Origin of the sequence: Streptomyces sp. KL116D (assembly GCF_030766975.1) — a bacterium.
Classification (GTDB): Bacteria; Actinomycetota; Actinomycetes; order Streptomycetales; family Streptomycetaceae; genus Streptomyces; species Streptomyces longispororuber_A.
Genome location: NZ_JASERH010000155.1, coordinates 1 through 16,514, shown reverse-complemented (window position 1 = coordinate 16,514; position 16,514 = coordinate 1). Strand labels below are relative to the sequence as shown.

Here is a 16,514-nt window from a genome sequence, read left to right as displayed (position 1 = left end):
ATTCTGGTCGACGGGAGCGTGGAGAACCTCGCCCCGCGGTCGCGCCCCTCGCCCGGCTCAGAGCCCGAGGCACGGCACGTTCTTCGTCACCGGCAGCCACATGTACCTCTCGGGTGCGGAGCCGTGGGTGGAGCGACGTGCGCGGATCGGCCTGCGGCCTGCCGTTGTTGGAGAACGCGCGGGTCAAGAGATGGGCGCCTTCGACCTGGCCGGGGTCAATGTGACGTCACGAGAACTACGGCGACGGTCCCGATTACGCCAGGGACGCTCGGTGACCGTGACCGGTCGCGGGCCGCGGTGCTCCTGGCGCACCAGCCCGTGATGATCCACGAGGCCGTGAAGCGCGGAGTCGACCTCCAGCTGTCCGGGCACACGCACGGCGGCCAGCTCTGGCCGGGCAGCTTCATCGCCGACGCGGCCAATCCGACTCGCGGGCCTGGAGCGTTACGGCGACACGCAGTTGTACGTGAGCCGGGGCGCGGAGGTGCGTGGGCGCCGCCGGTCCGCCGGCGCCCTCCGACATCACGGTCGTCGAGCTCGCTTCGAAACAGGCCTGAGCCCCTCCCGGACGCCCGAGTCGCCCACCACGCCCACCGCCACGCCCACCACGCCCGCCACGCCCGCCACGCCCGCCACGCCCGCCACGCCCACCACGCCCACCTCACGCCCAGGATCGTCCCAAACGCGGACGACCACCGGTCCCGGCATGATCCCGTACCCGCCCGGGCTCCGCCGCCAGGCCCCGGTGAAAGAGGGCCGGAAACCCGGTTGCACCTGCGCGTATCCCCTCGGAACGTCTCGCACCTCGAATACTCACCCAGTCCCTCTACACCTCAAACTCCCGTGATTCAGTGAGCCTCGTCACTGGGGAGTGGCGGGGGAGGGACTCGACGTGCGCACGGTTCGCTGGCAGGACTTCATCGCGACGCCTGCATGGTGCTCGTCGCGGCGGGTGGCCTGGGCGGCTGGCGGCAGCTGCTGCCGCAGGAGCGAGCGCAGCGCAAAGCCGGTCGCCGTCGGGACGACGGACGCCGTGCACGCCGCTCGATCCGGGCGAGGCGCCGTACGACGCGATGAGCTCGTGGGCGCTGTACAGCAATGTGTTCCAGTCACTGCTGACCTCTGACGCGGGCGGCACGTCCTCGTGCCGGGACGCCGCGCAGAGCTCGCCGTTTCCGTCGGGTCGGGCCTGCGCGTCTACCGCCTGCGAGATGCGGGCCGGGGTGCGCTTTCCCGAGCGGTCGCGCGATGACCGCGCTTGGACGTGAGGTACTCCTTCGACCGGGTCAGGAAGATCACGCCGGTCGGTCCCGCGTCCTCCTCGCGACACGCCTCGATTCGGTGGAGGCGAGCGGCCGCGTCGTCACCTTTCCACCTCTCCTCGCCGGACGCCACCTTCCTCCAAGCGTCGCCACGGGCGCGGGCGCCATCGTCGACCGGAACGTTCGCCCGGGAGGACGCCCTGCGCTCCGGCAACGACGTCGGCGGCACCGGCCCGTACACCTGAAGTCGTACGGAGCCCGGGCGGCCGGGCCACGCTCGTGCCCAACTCCCGCTTACCAGGGCCCCGCGAAGGTGCCGGACCACGCGACCGTCCAGCGGCTTCAAAGCGACTCCGCCGCTCTGGGTCGGCGTGGAAGCGGCACGCATCGATCGACGTCGCGGCGCGCCAGTTGCCGCCGGCGCTGCTCGCGGGCCTGCCGTCCACCCAGCGACCCGGACCAGCGGCTCACCGAGGCCGACAGTGCCGAGACGCGCAACCTCGTCCTGAACGTCGGGCGGGCAAACCGCTGCACGACCGGCGGGTGCGGCAGGCGCTGGCCGCCCTCATCGACCGGGATGAGCTGGTCGAGTCGGCGTACCAAAGGGACGGTCGACCTCGCTCTTCTCCGTGATCCCGCGCGGCATCACCGGGCACACGACCGCGTTCTTCGACGCGTACGAAGCAGGATCCGGCGCGGGCCCGGGCGTTGCTGCAGCGGGCCGGGGGCGAGCGACGCCGGTCCGGTTCGAGGATTCGCGTACTGGGCGCGCGGCGCCGCGTCCAAGGGCGGAGGCCCAGGAGATCCGGCGGCAGCTGGAGGAGGTCGGGCCTGTTCGGAGGTGGCGACGAAAGTATCGCTACGACTGGGCCGAGTTCCAGGAAGCGCCACACGGCGAAACTGGACGCGTACGCGGTCGGCTGGCTGCCCGATTTCCCCGACCCGACACGTTCACGGCAGCAGCTGGTGCGCACCGGATCCGGGATGCACAACGGTTACAGCAGCAAGCCCGTAGACGAACTCATCCAGGCGAGTCAACAGTACGGAGGATCGCAGTCGCACACCTCTAAGGACTTTCGTCGGCTCCAGCAACTCGTCGCCGACGACGTCCCGATCATCCCCCTGTGCAGCTGCAGGGAGTACGTGCTGAGCACGAACGACATCACGGGTGGCCAGTACCTGTCCGACGGAACCGGCGTTCCGGCTCTGGGAGCCCTGAGCTGGATCTGACCGGGGTGCCGGACGGGCTGCGGGGGCCCGTCGGGCCCGGCCGGATCTGGCCGAATAGCGTCGGAGAACTGTGACCGCCGCGACACGGAGAGTGTCGGGACTGGCGCTGTTCCCTATGTCCGAACCTGCGTTCACCGTGTGCGTGGACCCGGGTAGGGGGGCTCCGAACAGGCGGAGGGAGGAGGTGGCTACGTGTGTTGCGACGCAGTGCGTTCAGACTGCCGCGGCACCCGGCCTCGGTAGGAGTTGCGCGGCTGCGCGTGCGCGATCATCTGGCGGTCTGGGGTCATACGGGACCGGCCGACGCGCTCGACATCGCGATCCTGCTCGTGTCGGAACTGGCGACGAACGCGGTACGGCACGGGCCCGTGCGTGAGCGCGAGTTCGAGTCGCAGTGACGGTACTCGCGAAGGCTCGTGCTTCATCGAGGTGTCCGACGAGTCGACGGGTGATCCCGAGGTCAGACCTCCGCGCACCGCGGAGGACGAGGGCGGCCGCGGCCTGCATCTCGTCGACGCCCTCGCCGAGGGCGTGGGGCGTGTGGCACCGGGGCCGTTACGGCAAGACCGTGTGGGCGCTGGTGCGTTCCCTGACCGGGTTCCAAGGAGCCGGGCCCTGCCCCCTAGCCCCCTCCGCAGACCCCGACCTCTGCGAGGACTCCGACCGTTCCGCAGACCCTTACCTCTGCGAGGACTCCGACCGTTCCGCAGGTCGCGCCCCCTCCGTAGGCCCTGACCGTTCCGCAGGTCGCGCCCCCTCCGTAGGCCCCGACCGTTCCGCAGGTCGCGCCCCTCCGTGGCCGCCGGCCTTCCCACCGGCAGGTACACGGTCACCGTGAACCCCGCGCCCGGCTCCGTCCGGACGGACACCTCGCCCCCCGTGGGCCGCCACCACCCCGTGCACGATCGCCATTCCGAGTCCGCTGCCTGCCGCCCCCGCCCGCCCGGAAGAACCGGTCGAAGACGCGGGCCGCGTCGTCCGCGGCGAGGCCAGGGCCCCCGTCGGCGACGGTCAGCCGGGACCACCCCGGCCTCCCTGGTGACGGCCAGGGCGACCGGCGCCTCCACGGGGGTGTGCACGCGGACGTTGCCGAGCAGATTGCCCAGGACCTGGCGCAGCCCCGACTCGTCGGCCCCTGCACCAGCACCGCCCCGTCGGCGGTCACGGTCACCGGCCGGTCCGGCTGCTGCACCCGCAGGTCGTCCGCGGCGTCCCGCACCAGCCGGCTCACGTCGACGTTCCTGAACCGGAGTTCGGGATGCTGGGTCGAGGCGGGCCAGGGTGAGGAGTTCGTCGACGAGCCGCTGCATGCCGGTCGGCCTCGGCGAGCACCCCGCTGCCAGGCGCGGGCCCGCTCCTCCGGGTCGCGCAGCATCCCCGCTGTCGTAGAGCTGGAGGTAGCCGCGGATCGCCGACAGCGGGGTGCGCAGTTCGTGCGAGGCGTCGGCGACGAACCGGCGCAGCTGGGACGCGGTGCGCTCGCGCGTCTCGAAGGCCGATTCGACCTGGTGCAGCATCGAGTTGAGGGCGAGCCGGGAGCGTTCCGTCTCCTGGACGGGGTCGCGGCGCGAGGGCACCCGCCGGGTCAGATCGCCCTCGGCGATCGCTGGACGCGGTCTCCACCATGTCCTCCAGGGGCGCAGTCTCCGGTGCGCGCCGATCATGGTGAGCACGGCCAGCAGCGTCAGCAGGGCGATGCCGAAGGGCGAGATCGAGCCGCAGCACCTTGCGGATGCCGGACTGCAGATCGGCCGTGGAGGTCGCGATGAGGACGGTGGTGTCGTCGGCGAGATGGGCGCCGACGACGCGGAATGGATCGTCGTCGAGGTCAGATCGCGCACGGAGGTGTCGCGGGCGAGGGCCCGCGGGTCGTCGACGGCGTCGGCCAGGGCGCGTTGCGCTGCGTCGGCCGCAGGGTGCCGACGGCGACGGGATCGCCGTCGGCGTCGACGGCGACGAACAGCGACTTGGCGCCGGGCAGCCCGCCCACCTGCCCGCCCTCGTCGGACGGCTGCATCTTGTCGAGGAGCGATGCCCAGTTCGCTGAGCGCCTGGACCTGTTTGAGGGTGATGCCGGTGTGCTGGATCGAGGTGCGGGACGACTTCAGTTCCTGGTCGATGCTGTCGAGGCAGGTAGTGCCGCATGGAGATCAGGCTGACCGCGGTCGCGGCGGCGATGCCGAGCGCGACCAGCGCCACGTTCGTGAGGGTGAGCTTGGCGCGCAGCGAGTGCGGGAGCCGTGCCGCCGCCGTTTCACGTCGCCGCCGCGAGGCTCGTAGCCGACGCCGCGCCGGGTCGTGATCAACGGCGGGCCGAGCGCGTCGAGTTTGCGCCGCAGATAGCTGATGTACGTGCTCGACGACCGTCGACTCGGCGGTGGCCGCGTGCTCGAACTGCCGCCCGTGGCGCAGGAGTTGTTCTTTGGGGACGACCCGACCGCCGTTGCGCACGAGGAAGCGGAGCAGCGCGTACTCGGTCGGGGTCAGCTGCACGGTGCGGCCGGCCCGGTGGGCGGTGTACGTCGCCTCGTCCAGTTCCAGGTCGCCGTAGGTCAGCGGGGGCCGCTGCGGCCGGGACGTCGGTGGCGCGGGTGCGGCGCAGCACGGCGCGGATCCGGGCTATCACCTCGTCGATGTTGAACGGTTTGGTGATGTAGTCGTCGCTGAAGCCGAGTGCGCCGACGACCTCGGCGGGCGCGTCGCGGGCGGTGAGGAACACCAGCGCCAGGTCGGGCTGCCGGGCCCGCAGTTCCCGGCCGAGGGCCCGGCCGTCGCCGTCCGGCAGCATGATGTCGAGCAGGGCCACGTCCGGCCTGGTCCGCTCGGTGAGGGCGAGGGCCTGGCGCACGGTGCCCGCCGTCGCGACCTCGAAGCGGTGGTAGCGCAGCGCGATCGCGGAGACGTCGGCGATGCTCGGCTCGTCCTCGAGCGAGCAGCACCGTCGCGGGCGCCTGTTCAGGGGTTTCCTGTTCAGGGTCCGTGCCGTTGACCGTCATGAGCCAAGTATCGGCCTCGTCGCCGATCCGGCCGACCCTGTCCGTTTTGGAGTTCCTTGAGAGTCATGGGCGGGGCGCGGCGTTCCGCGGCCCCGCCGTCGGATGCTGAGGCCCACGCCCGGGGGACGGCCACCCGACGATCGACAAGGAGCGAGCGACGTGACGGCATTGGCACGGTGGTGCTTTCGGCACCGCATCGTGGTCCTGCTGCTGTGGCTGGGGGCGCTGTTCGGCCTCGGGGGCCCGGCGGCACCGTGGCGGGCACCGACTACTCGAACGTGTTCTCCCTGCCCGACACCGATTCCAAGACCGCGTACGACCTGATGGCGAAGGCCTTCCCGGAGAGCGCGGGCGACACCGACACCATCGTATGGAAGACCGGCGAGGGCTCCGTGCGGGACGCGGCCGTACGGTCCAGGATCGAGCCCGCGCTGAAGGACATCGCCGCGCTGAAGGGCGTCGGCGAGGTCACCGGGCCGTACGGGGAAGGCGCCGGGCCAGATCAGCCGGGACGGCACCATCGCCTTCCCTCAGGTGACCTTCACCGAGCAGGCCAACGAGGTGCCCAAAGAGCTCGTCCAGGACGTCGTCGACCGCGCGCAGGCGGTCGAACGCGGCGGCCTCCAGGTCGAGTTGGGCGGGCAGGCGATCACCCGCGTCCAGGAGCCGCCGCAGGGTCTGTCGGAGGCCGTCGGCATCGTGGCCGCCCGCGGTGGTGCTGTTCCTGGCGTTCGGCTCGCTGTTCGCGATGGTGCTGCCCATCGTCGTCGCGATCATGGGCGTCGGTACGGGGCTCATGTCGACGGCGCTGCTCAGCCACGTCATGGAACGTGCCCGAAGTCGCCCCGCTGCTCGGCTCGTTGATCGGGCTCGGCGTCGGCATCGACTACGCGCTGTTCATCGTGACCCGGCACCGGCGCGGCATCCAGCGGGGCCTGGACCCGGGAGGAGTCGGCGGTCCAGTCGCTCAACACCTCCGGGCGCGCCGTGCTGTTCGCGGGCGGCACCGTCTGCATCGCGCTCGCCGGGATGCTCGTGATGAACATGCGCTTCCTCGACGGCGTCGTCGTCGCCACGTCCCTGACGGTCGTGCTCTCCGTCCTCGCCGCGATCACGCTGCTGCCCGCCCTCCCTCGGGATGCTCGGGCCGCGCGTCCTCAGCCGCCGCCAGCGCCGCAGGCTGGCCGCGGACGGCCCCGAGTCGCCGGAGGCGAGCGGTCTCGCGGCGCGCTGGTCGGCGTTCGTCCAGAAGCGGCCGCGGACCGTCGGCGCGGCGGCCGTCGTCGTCATGCTGGTCCTCGCGATCCCGGTGCTCTCGCTGCGCCCTCGGCGCCACGGACCAGGGCAACCACAAAGGGAGTCGACGACCACGCGGCGGGCCTACGACCTCCTCGCGGAGGGCTTCGGGCCCGGTTTCAGCGGCCCGCTCCAGGTCGTCGTCCCCGGCGGCGCCGACGCCACGGACCTCGCGGCGCGCATCCGTACGACCGAGGAGCGTCGCGCAGGTCGCGCCGCTGCCAGCCCGCGAACTGGGGTCTCCGTCGTCCAGGTCGTGCCCACCACCTCGCCGCAGTCCGTCGAGACCGACGAACTCATCGACCGGCTGCGCGACGACGTGATCCCGCGGGCCGGGGTCGAGGCGCACGTCGGCGGGGGTGACCGCGGTGTTCAAGGACTTCGCGGCGGTGACCGGGGACCGGCTGCCGTACTTCGTCGGCACGATCATCGCGCTCGGTTTCCTGCTCCTGCTGATCGCGTTCCGCTCGCTGGTGGTGCCGCTGACGGCGGCGCTGATGAACCTGATCGCGGCGGCGGCCTCCGTCGGCGTCCTCGTCGCGGTCTTCCAGTGGGGCTGGGGGCGGAGGCCCTCGGCCTCGGCAAGGAAGGGCGATCACCGCGTTCCTGCCGGTGATCATGCTGTCGCTGCTGTTCGGCCTCTCCATGGACTACCAGGTGTTCCTGGTGAGCCGGATGCACGAGAGTGGGTGCACACGAAGGACAACGCGCGGGCGGTGCGGGTCGGTCTCGCCGAGACCAGCCGGGTCATCAACTGCGCGGCACTGATCATGGTGTGCGTGTTCTCCGCGTTCGTGCTGAGCGGCGACATGGAGGGCGCGATGGCGGGGATCGGGCTCGCGGCGGCGGTCGCGCTGGACGCGTTCATCCTGCGGACGGCGCTGGTGCCGGCCGCGATACTCTGCTCGGCCGCGCCAACTGGTGGCTGCCCACCTGGCTGGAGCGCCGGCTGCCGCATCTGGCGGTGGAGCCGCGGGAGGCCGCCGTGCCCGCGCAGGCCGCGCCGCCCGCGGTGGAGCGGCCGGGCGGGCCGACCGTGGTGCACGGGTTCCTGCGCGCACCGGACGGGGACCCGCTGGCCGGCGCCACGGTCACCCTCATCTCGCGCGGCGGCCGCCAGCTGGACCGGGTCAGCTCGCTCGCCGACGGGTCGTACATCGTGTCCGTGCCGGAGCCCGGGGCGTACGTCCTGGTGGTGACGGACCGTCAACTGGCGCCACTGGCCCGGCACATCACGGTGGGCGAGCAGCTGGTGTACGACGTGGAACTGCCGGACGAAGTGGACGCGACGCCGTAGGACCGGCGGCGGAACCTACGCCGTCGCCTGCCGGTCGGTCGCGCCCGGCGGCGGGGCCAGCAGTCCGCGCCCGCGAGGGCCGCGACCGCGGCGGATCCGCCGAGCGCCCAGCCCTCGCCGCCGCCGGACTTCACGGCGGCGGCCGGGGCGCCCGCCGCCGGGACGCGGCGGCCGCCTTCTTCGGCTGTTCGCTCAGCGGCGTGACCAGTTCGCCGACGGCCCGCACCGTGTCACCGGCCGCGAACCCCCAGTCGGCAGCGCGGCCGTCTCCTCGTACACCGCCTCGTAGCCCGCCTTGGGGTGCATCACGGTGACGAGGCGGGGTGCGGCCGTCGCGGGTCGCGGCGCCGGTGAAGGTGTTGCCCGCGTGCGAGTGTAGCCGTTCTTGACGCCGATCAGCCCTCGTACGGGGTGACGCCCTGCGGTCAGCAGACGGTCGGTGTTCTGGATCTGGAACGTCTTGCCGCCGCCCGCAGGAAGTCGGCGACCTTCGTGGCGCAGTACCGCGGGAAGTCCTTGCTGCGCAGTCCGGCGCGGGCGAGCAGCGCGTGAGGTCGTACGCGGACGAGACCTGCGGGTGGTCGAAAGCCGTCCGGGCTGACGACGTGCGTGTCGCCCGCCTGAAGGTCCTCGGCGCGGGCCCACCATCGCCGCGACGGTCTTGTCGACGCCGCCGTACATCGAGGCGAGCACGTGCACCGCGTCGTTCCCCGAGCGCAGGAAGACGCCCTGCCACAACTGGTGGACGGTGTACGTGGTCCCGGCCTGGATGCCGACGAGGCTGGAGCCCGCCGGGATGCCCGCCAGGTCCTCGGCGGTCACCTTGTGCCTCAGGTCGTGCGCGAACTCCGGCAGGACCGTGTCGGCGAAGAGCATCTTGAGCGTGGAGGCGGGCGGCAGCGCACGGTGGGCGTCGTACGAGGCGAGCACCTCGCCGCTGTCGTCGTCGGCGATCAGCCACGCCTTCGCGGCGAGCCGGCAGCTTCGGCGCCCCCGCGCCGCGCCGCACCTGCACCCCGGAGGCGGCGAGCCGCTCCCCGCCGACCGCGCTCGCGGCGGAGGCCCGCTGCGCGGGCAGGGCGGAGCGGCGCTCGCGCCGAGGCCCAGACCGAGGGCGGCGACGGCTGAGCGGGGCGGAGTGCGAGTGGTACCGGGCATCCCGTGACCGTACCGGCCCTCGCTGAGGACCGGGTAAGAGGGTCCCGGCGCCGGCCGTCAGGGCCCAGGGGGCGAGGTCATCCCGGCAGGAGAGTCGGTGAACGGCTCGTGCACCTCCAGGACGAGCGGCCGCAGCACGGAACCGGGCGAGGGCCACGCCCCGGGTGGTCAGCCGGGCCCCCGCTCGGCGAGCCGCCGGCTGCGCTCACGGTCCTGCGAGCTGTCGAGCACCCAGTACAGGACGAGGCCCATCTGGGACAGCCACATCAACTCGGGCAGTATCCCGGCGAGTTCGGCCGGCACCTTCGCCTGGAGCCGCGCAGCACCTCCCGGTGCACGTCGATCGCGGCCTCCCGCGCGTGCTCCGACTCCGGTGAGAAAGCTGAGCGGGGACTCTGGGTCCCGCCGCGTTCTTGAAGAACTGGGCCGCGAACTCGTGGTACGGCTCGGCGATCTCCAGCCACACCCGCAGCACGCCCGCGAGCCGCTTCTCCAGATCGGTGCTCCGTGTCGAGCACGGGCCGGACCGCCGCCTGGTGCTCCGCGGCGATCCGGTCAGTAGAACCCCCTGGATGAGGTGTTCCTTGCCCGCGAAGTAGTAGTACGCGTTGCCGACCGAGACCCCGGCCTCCTGGGCGATGGCCCGCATCGTGGTCTTGTCGTAGCCCCGCTCCCGGAAGAGCCGCAGCGGTCTCCAGGATCAGCGCGCGCGTCTGCTCGCTCTTCGCGCCCTTGCTCTCGGCTTTCTCTGCCGCCACGGTCCCCGAGCCCTAATCGCCCGGGCGGCAGGAGCTGTCACAGGCGGGCGGCTCGTCCCCGTAGCCGTACGCCTCGTAAACCAGCCAGTCCTTCGGGTCGTACGTCCAGCCGTCCGCCCTGCGGTAGGCGCCGCCCCGGCCTGCCGGTCCCGGGTGTGCTCCCGGTACCTGGCGGCGCCCAGCACCACCTGCTTGGCGATCTTCATCCCGGCGGGCGTGTGACCATCCGGTGGGCCGTGGCCTCGGTGGTCGCGCAGGGCCCACATGCAGACGATCCAGGCGGCGGCGCCGCGGTAGATCTGCCCGCCGTCCCCGATGACGGTGATGTCGCTGAGGGTGGCGGCGTGGTCGAGGCCGGGGGAACAGCGCCCGGGCCCGGAGTGTCCCGCGGGCACCAGGTCCAGCGGCACCAACTGGCGCTGCTTCACCAGCCAGTTCCGCAGGTACGTGCAGAGCGGGCACTCGGCGTCGTACAGCACCGTCAGCCGGCGGACCGGGACGTCCCCCGGGCGTCCCGGTCCTCGGCCACCCCCGCGGGGCTCCCACCGCTGTCACGCCCCGGCCACCGGGCGGCCCCACCCCCTGCGGCGGGACCGGCGGCTGCTGCTCGCGCTCCATGACGCCGCGCCGCCGGATCTTGTTGAGGACGTAGACGTTGCCCAGGTGCATCACGCCGAGCACGAGGAGGACGACGCCGAGCTTGGTCGAGAGGGCCTCGAAGACCTCGCGGGTGGTGGCGATGTCCTCGTCGCCGCTCAGGTAGAGCGCCACGAACCCGAGGTTCACCAGGTAAAAGCCCACCACCAGGAGGTGGTTCACGGCGTCGGCGAGCTTCTCGTTCCCGTGCAGGGACGTCGGCCAGGAAGATCCCTGCCGTTACGGCTGAGGGTGCGCGCCACCCAGATGGTCAGACCGATGCTGACGACGAGGTAGACGACGTAAGCGACAACTGTGAGGTCCATGCCCCACCCTCCCTGAACGCGTTCAAAAACGCTGACAGGCATGAATGTAGACCTGTTTTTGAACACGTTCAAGCGAGAGTTGTCGTACGTGACGGGCGTCTCAGAGGGGTGGTTCGGAGGGTGGTTCCGGGGTGGTTCGGAGGGGAAGCGGAACCCTCAACTCCGCGCCAGCTCCGGGCGCTTGAGGGTAGTCGGTGAACCCGATGACGTTGCCCCACGGGTCGGCGAACTCGACGACATGTACCCGGTGGAGGTGGAGAAAGGGCGGGTCGAGGGGCTCGACGCCCGCCGCCGTCAGGGCGTCGGCGGCGGCGCGGGCGTCCGGCACCTCCAGCCACAGCCGGGCCGCGGGCCACGGCGGCGGGCGGTGCCCGTAGTCGTCCTCGGCGCGCAGCAGCAGCCCCGGCGTCTCCTTGCCCACGCCGAGCAGCGCGATCCCGGCCTCGTCGAGGCGGAACTCACGGGGAACCCGGCGCGCTCGTAGAAGGCGACGGCCTCGGGCAGGTCCCCGACGGGGAGCAGGACGTTGTCGAAGCCGAGGATGCCCGGAGCCAGCTGAGGTGACATAACGTCAGATTAGCCATGAATCGGGCACATTCCCGCTCATCTGTTCATCGGCGAATCCGTGGCGCCCCCGGTCACCGCGGTCATCAGGCAGTACACGGAGGTCGACGCGGCCAGGAACATGATGTTGTTCTTGGCCCCGCCGAACGCGACGTTGGCGACCGGCTCCGGCGTCAGCAGCCGGCCGAGCAGGGTGCCGTCCGGGTCGTAGCAGTGCACGCCGCCGTCCATGGCGGCGGCCCACAGGCGTCCGCCGTCGTCGAAGCGGATGTTGTCGAACCGCCCGTACCGTCCCGCATCTCGGCGAAGACCTTGCCGTCGGAGAGCGTGCCGTCCTCGCGCACGTCGAATTCGCGGATCACGCCCGACCGGGTGTCGGAGACGTACAGCCTGCTCTCGTCGGGCGAGAACACCAGCCCGTTCGGCGCCCCGAAGCCGTCGGCGACGAGCCGCACCTCGCCGCTGTCGGGGTCGATCCGGTGAGACGTTGTTCGCGCCGATCTCGGACTCCGCGCGGAACCCCTCGTAGTCGCTGGTGATCCCGAAGTCCGGGTCGGAGAACCACACCGAGCCGTCCGAGCGCACCACCGCGTCGTTCGGGCTGTTCAGTGCCACTTGCCCTCCCAGCGGTCGGCGAGCACGGTGATCCGTCCGTCGTGCTCGGTCCTGGTCACGCCGGCCGCCCTGCTCGCGGCTGATCAGCCGGCCCTCGCGGTCCAGGGTGTTGCCGTTGGTGCGCCCGGCGGGAGGCGGAAGACGCTCACCGCGCCGCTGGTCTCGTCCCAGCGCAGCAGCCGGTCGTTCGGGATGTCGCTCCAGATCAACTGCCGCCAGGCGGGCAGGTAGACGGGCCCCTCGACCCAGCGGCCGCCGGTGTGCAGGACCCTGCATCCGGTCGTCGCCGTTCATGCAGCGTCCGGTGCGGAAGCGCTCGTCCAGATCTCGTACGATCACGGGGACGGTATCTATGGACGATCATCCTCTACGGGTGCGGTGCTGAATCTCATCCCGTCGATGACGACTATGGCAGAACGGGATACGGTTGCGCCATGCAGATCGTGGACGACATCGACCGCAGGCTCATCGCGGCGCTCCAGCAGGACGCGACCACCTCCTACGCCGCCCTCGGCAGGAGGCGGGCCTCTCGGCGGGCGCCGCGCACGAGCGCGTGCGGAAGCTGCGCGAGCGGGGCGTGATCCGGTGCACGACCGTCGACGTGGACCCGGCCGCTGCTCGGCCAGGGCGTCCTCGCCTTCGTGATGGTCGAGTCGTCGGCGTGGATGGGCGAGTCGGCGGACGCGTTCGCGGCGATCCCCGAACTCGTGGAGGCCCATGTCATCGCGGGCAGCGCCTCGGTCCTGGTCAAGGTCCGCACCGCCACCACCGGGCAACTCCAGGACGTGCTGCGGCGCTTGTACGCGATCGAGGGGTCAGCGGGACGCAGGCCACCGTGTCCCTGGAGACGTTCTTCGAGCGGGGGCGCGTCACGGCGGGCGCCGCCGGCTGATTGTCAGTGCCCGGCCCTACTGTCCTCGGCATGGGAATGGTGACGTTCGTCGACGAGACGACATCAGGGGGCAGGGCCCGCCTTCGGCCTGGAGATAGCCGAGGAGCGGCTCACGGTGCGGGAGCTGATCCGGCGCAGGGTCTTCCAGGAGGGTCGCGGAGTTCAACGCGCGGTCCCGCTCCCCAGGTGTTCCAGGGCCTCGTCCAGCCCGAGGACGCGGAGCGCGTGCTGAACGGGTACGCGCTGCGCACGCCGCGCCGGATCGACCCCGAGGCACAGGCGGCCCGCGCCCTGGCGGCGTTCGAGGGGAACGGGTTCCTGGTGCTGGTCGGCGACCGCCAGGTGACGGAGCCGGACGAGGAGATCGAGCTGCCGCTCGGCGTCGAGGTGACCTTTCTGAAGCTCGTCGCGCTGGTGGGTGGCTGATGATCGAGTCACCCGCGGAGTACGCGCTCCTGGTCGACGTGATCCTCGACCTGATCGGGGCGGGCGAGACCGAAGGGCCCTCGTGCCCGAACTCCCTCGCGCTGGGCGCGATGGCCGACGACCACTGGGGTCACCTGGGCCGCAAAGGTCGTGGACGCGCTGCGCGGCGCGGACGAGTACCGGGCGCGGCTGGTGCACGCGCTCGCCGGGCGGTACGTCGAACTGGACGGGGGCGCGGCCGGGCGCCGCTCGATCGTGGCGCTGCTGGGCGCCATCGGCGAGGTGCGCACCGGGGAGCCGGGCGGTCCGCAGGACCTGCGCCCCGCCCCTGATCCGGCTCGCCGCCGAGCAGGGACGTCCACTACGACGACCGCCAGCTGCTCCGGGCTCGCCGAGCTCGAACTGGCCGACGGGCACGAGCTGCCCGCCCCGGGGAGTTCGTCGCGGTCGTCCGCGCGCACCTGCCTGACCCGGTGGCGGGTCCCCGAGGGACTCGGAGCACTCGTGAGACGACTGACCGACCCCGTGCTGAACCCCGGCGGAGGCCTGGGCCGACGCCGCCCTCGCCGACGTCGCCGAACGCGGCACGGGTGGCGTGGCTGCTCGCCCACGCCAGGACCGCCTCGGCCGCCCGCCCTCCGCCAAGTGGGACGCGGCCGCGCAGCGCTGATCGAGCCGCTCGACACCGAAGCGGTCCGGGAGCGGCTGACGCACTGGCTGCGGCTCGTGGGCCGGCCCCCGCACCCGCCCGCTGCTGCACCGCGGCTGGGGCGCCGACCCCGAACGCGACGTTCGACGCGTACAACACGGACGCCCTGCGCGCCCTCACCTGGATCCCGCGCTGCTGCCCGCCCCCGCGGACACTCGCCCGTGCCCCCTCGGCGCCCTCGTCGAGACCGCGCTCAAGAAGGTCTCGAGGGCTCGGCCGGTCAACCCCAAGCGTGGCCAACGCGGGGTCAACGCGCTGGCGCGCATCGACGGCGAAAGCCGCCCCGCCGAGCTGGCCCGGCTCGGCACCCGCGTCACGTACAAGGGGCGCGCTCAAGCTCCTCGACACCGCCCTCGAAGCCCGCGCCGCTGCCTCGGCCTCACCCGTGAGGAGATCGAGGAGCTGGCCGTGCCCGCCTACGGCTGACCGAGGTCGGACGCCTCGAGGTCGAACTCGGCGACAGCGCCGCCCTGCTGGAGGTCCGCGGCGCCGAGGCCCACGCTGCGTGGCGCGGCGCGAGCGGCACAGGCGGTCAAGTCCGTCCCGGCCGCCGTCAAGCGCGACCACCCCGACGAGCTCAAGGAACTGAAGGCCGCCGCCAAGGACATCGACAAGATGCTCAGCGCCCAGGCCGAGCGCCTCGACCGGCAGTTCCTCGCCCGGCGCAGCTGGCCGTACGCCACCTGGCGCGAGCGCTACCTGGACCACCCGCTGGTCGGCACCCTCGCCCGCCGCCTGCTGTGGACGGTCGACGGCACGCCCGCCGGATACGCGGACGGCGCCCTGCGGACCCTCACGGACGACCCGGTGGCGGACGGCACCGAGGGTCACCCTCTGGCACCCCCGTCGACCGCGAGCTCCCGCCGAGATCGTCGCCTGGCGCGACTGGCTGGAGCGGCACGCGATCACCCAGCCGTTCAAGCAGGCCCACCGCGAGGTGTACCTGCTCACCGACGCCGAGCGCACGACGGGCACGTACTCGAACCGGTTCGCGGCGCACATCGTCCGCCAGCACCAGTTCCACTCCCTCGCCGCGGTCCGCGGCTGGCGCGCAAGCTGCGGCTGTGCGTCGACGACGAGGCGCCGCCCGCCACCCGCGAGCTGCCGCAGTGGGGGCTGCGCGCCCAGTACTGGATCGAGGGGGACGGGGAGGGGTACGGCACGGACACCACCGAGTCCGGCAGCTATCTGCGGCTGCGCACCGACCAGGTCCGCTTCTACCCGATCGGCGCCCCGGAGAACTCGGCGCACTGCTACGGCGGCGAGTACCGCAGTGGCTGCAGCGACGGCGCGGACCCCGTCGAGCCGCTGCCGCTCACCGACGTCCCGCCGCTCGTCCTGTCCGAGAGTCCTGCGCGACGTGGACCCTGTTCGTGGGCGTGGCCAGTGTGGGCAACGACCCGACGTGGCAGGACGGCGGCCCCGGCGGCCGGTCCCGCGAGTACTGGGCGTCGTACGGCTTCCGGTGAGCTGAACCAGAGCGCGGAGACCCGCCGCGTGCTGCTCGAACGGCTGGTGCCGCTCGCCGTCGCCGACCGGTGGTGCACGATCGAGGGCCGCTTCCTGCACGTCAAGGGAGAGCTGCACACGTACAAGATCCACCTGGGTTCGGGGAACATCCTGATGACGCCGGACCGACCAGTACCTGTGCATCGTCCCCAAGTCCGGCGCGGGGCGCCGCCCGCAGGCCGGCTACCTCCCCTTCGAGGGCGACCGGACCCTGGCGGTGGTGCTCAGCAAGGCGATGATGCTGGCCGACGACACGAGGATCACGGACCCCGATCCTCAGCCAGATACGCCGCTGAGAACGGGCGTGGACCCTGCTCCGAAGGGAGCAGGGGTCCCTGAACCAGCAGGTGTGACACGGAAGGTCAGTAGCGGCGCGTGATCAGCGCGCGCTCGCTTCCTGGATCGCCTTGGTGACCTCGATGCGCAGGGCAGGCGTCCGTGCAGTTGAAGGTGGTGCGGCAGCGCCACACACCGTCACTGGTCGTTGAGGATCTCCAGGCGCTGCTCCCCGGCCTCGTCGCGCGAGTCGAAGATGAAGCGGTGGGCGTTCACGATCGCGGCAGGACCGAAGTACTGGCCGTCGTTCCAGAACACCGAGGCAGGACGACGTGCACGCGGCGCACAGGATGCGCTTGGTGGTGTCGTCGAAGCGCTCACGGTCCTCGGCGGACTGCAGACGCTCACGCGTCGGCTCGTTGCCCTTGGTGACGAGGAACGGCATGACGTCGCGGGTACGCCTGGAAGAACGGGTCCATGTCGACCACGAGGTCCTTCAGCACGGTGAGGCCCTTGATGGCCTCGACCGTGATCGGCTTCTCAGGGTTGATGTCGCTTGATGAG

General features: G+C 71.9%; 7 protein-coding genes and 11 pseudogenes. 7 read left to right on the top strand and 11 right to left on the bottom strand.

The features are described 5' to 3' along the window. Window positions 1-522: 522 nt before the first annotated feature. A complete protein-coding gene (locus tag RBJ77_RS61465) occupies window positions 523-696 on the bottom strand; it encodes a hypothetical protein (RefSeq protein ID WP_372345873.1) in 174 nt (57 codons plus the stop codon). A 1,532-nt stretch (window positions 697-2,228) separates the two neighbouring features. Here RBJ77_RS61465 and RBJ77_RS61460 point away from each other — a divergent pair. Beyond that, window positions 2,229-2,492, top strand: coding sequence for a hypothetical protein (locus tag RBJ77_RS61460; protein ID WP_372352845.1), 264 nt, complete (start codon window positions 2,229-2,231; stop codon window positions 2,490-2,492). 194 nt (window positions 2,493-2,686) lie between these two features. After that, a pseudogene (locus RBJ77_RS61455) lies at window positions 2,687-3,081 on the top strand (ATP-binding protein); the annotation flags it as partial. An 829-nt stretch (window positions 3,082-3,910) separates the two neighbouring features. Here RBJ77_RS61455 and RBJ77_RS61450 read toward each other — a convergent pair. The 3 genes and pseudogenes from RBJ77_RS61450 to RBJ77_RS61440 form a co-directional block, all read right to left on the bottom strand. Further along, window positions 3,911-4,009 (bottom strand): annotated as a pseudogene (locus tag RBJ77_RS61450) (hypothetical protein); the annotation flags it as partial. A 311-nt stretch (window positions 4,010-4,320) separates the two neighbouring features. After that, on the bottom strand, window positions 4,321-4,509 hold the full coding sequence (locus tag RBJ77_RS61445; protein WP_372345872.1) for a hypothetical protein: 189 nt from the start codon (window positions 4,507-4,509) through the stop codon (window positions 4,321-4,323). Window positions 4,510-4,768: 259 nt separating this feature from the next. Continuing rightward, window positions 4,769-5,488, bottom strand: a pseudogene (locus tag RBJ77_RS61440) (response regulator transcription factor); the annotation flags it as partial. 159 nt (window positions 5,489-5,647) lie between these two features. Between RBJ77_RS61440 and RBJ77_RS61435 the strand changes: the two are divergent. Next, window positions 5,648-8,081: pseudogene (locus RBJ77_RS61435) on the top strand (MMPL family transporter). 192 nt (window positions 8,082-8,273) lie between these two features. Here RBJ77_RS61435 and RBJ77_RS61430 read toward each other — a convergent pair. From RBJ77_RS61430 to RBJ77_RS61405, 6 genes and pseudogenes are all read right to left on the bottom strand, one after another. Then, window positions 8,274-9,239 (bottom strand): D-alanyl-D-alanine carboxypeptidase, encoded by a 966-nt coding sequence (locus RBJ77_RS61430; protein ID WP_372352844.1) that lies wholly within the window; start codon window positions 9,237-9,239, stop codon window positions 8,274-8,276. A 57-nt stretch (window positions 9,240-9,296) separates the two neighbouring features. Beyond that, window positions 9,297-9,997, bottom strand: a pseudogene (locus RBJ77_RS61425) (TetR/AcrR family transcriptional regulator). Continuing rightward, window positions 9,940-10,425, bottom strand: coding sequence for a DUF393 domain-containing protein (locus RBJ77_RS61420; RefSeq protein ID WP_372352852.1), 486 nt, complete (start codon window positions 10,423-10,425; stop codon window positions 9,940-9,942). The pseudogene RBJ77_RS61425 and the gene RBJ77_RS61420 overlap by 58 nt, the downstream one beginning before the upstream one ends. A gap of 133 nt (window positions 10,426-10,558) precedes the next feature. Further along, window positions 10,559-10,959, bottom strand: a pseudogene (locus RBJ77_RS61415) (hypothetical protein); the annotation flags it as partial. Window positions 10,960-11,059: 100 nt separating this feature from the next. Further along, a pseudogene (locus RBJ77_RS61410) lies at window positions 11,060-11,526 on the bottom strand (VOC family protein). 36 nt (window positions 11,527-11,562) lie between these two features. Next, a pseudogene (locus RBJ77_RS61405) lies at window positions 11,563-12,432 on the bottom strand (SMP-30/gluconolactonase/LRE family protein). Between the two features lie 149 nt (window positions 12,433-12,581). Between RBJ77_RS61405 and RBJ77_RS61400 the strand changes: the two are divergent. The 4 genes and pseudogenes from RBJ77_RS61400 (at window position 12,582) to RBJ77_RS61385 (ending at window position 15,639) form a co-directional block, all read left to right on the top strand. After that, window positions 12,582-13,030 (top strand): annotated as a pseudogene (locus RBJ77_RS61400) (Lrp/AsnC family transcriptional regulator). Between the two features lie 186 nt (window positions 13,031-13,216). Beyond that, window positions 13,217-13,456 (top strand): hypothetical protein, encoded by a 240-nt coding sequence (locus RBJ77_RS61395; RefSeq protein ID WP_372352843.1) that lies wholly within the window; start codon window positions 13,217-13,219, stop codon window positions 13,454-13,456. Window positions 13,457-14,666: 1,210 nt separating this feature from the next. Then, a pseudogene (locus RBJ77_RS61390) lies at window positions 14,667-14,915 on the top strand (DUF4132 domain-containing protein); the annotation flags it as partial. Window positions 14,916-15,033: 118 nt separating this feature from the next. Then, window positions 15,034-15,639, top strand: a complete 606-nt coding sequence (locus tag RBJ77_RS61385) for a DUF4132 domain-containing protein (protein WP_372352851.1) — start codon at window positions 15,034-15,036, stop codon at window positions 15,637-15,639. Window positions 15,640-16,036: 397 nt separating this feature from the next. Here the strand turns inward: RBJ77_RS61385 and RBJ77_RS61380 are convergent. Continuing rightward, window positions 16,037-16,514 (bottom strand): annotated as a pseudogene (locus tag RBJ77_RS61380) (4Fe-4S dicluster domain-containing protein); the annotation flags it as partial.

Coding starts and splice junctions, on each gene's coding strand:
- RBJ77_RS61430 (WP_372352844.1), bottom strand. CDS start 9,239: ATGCCCGGTACCACTCGCACTCCGCCCCGCTCAGCCGTCGCCGCCCTC.
- RBJ77_RS61445 (WP_372345872.1), bottom strand. CDS start 4,509: ATGCAGCCGTCCGACGAGGGCGGGCAGGTGGGCGGGCTGCCCGGCGCC.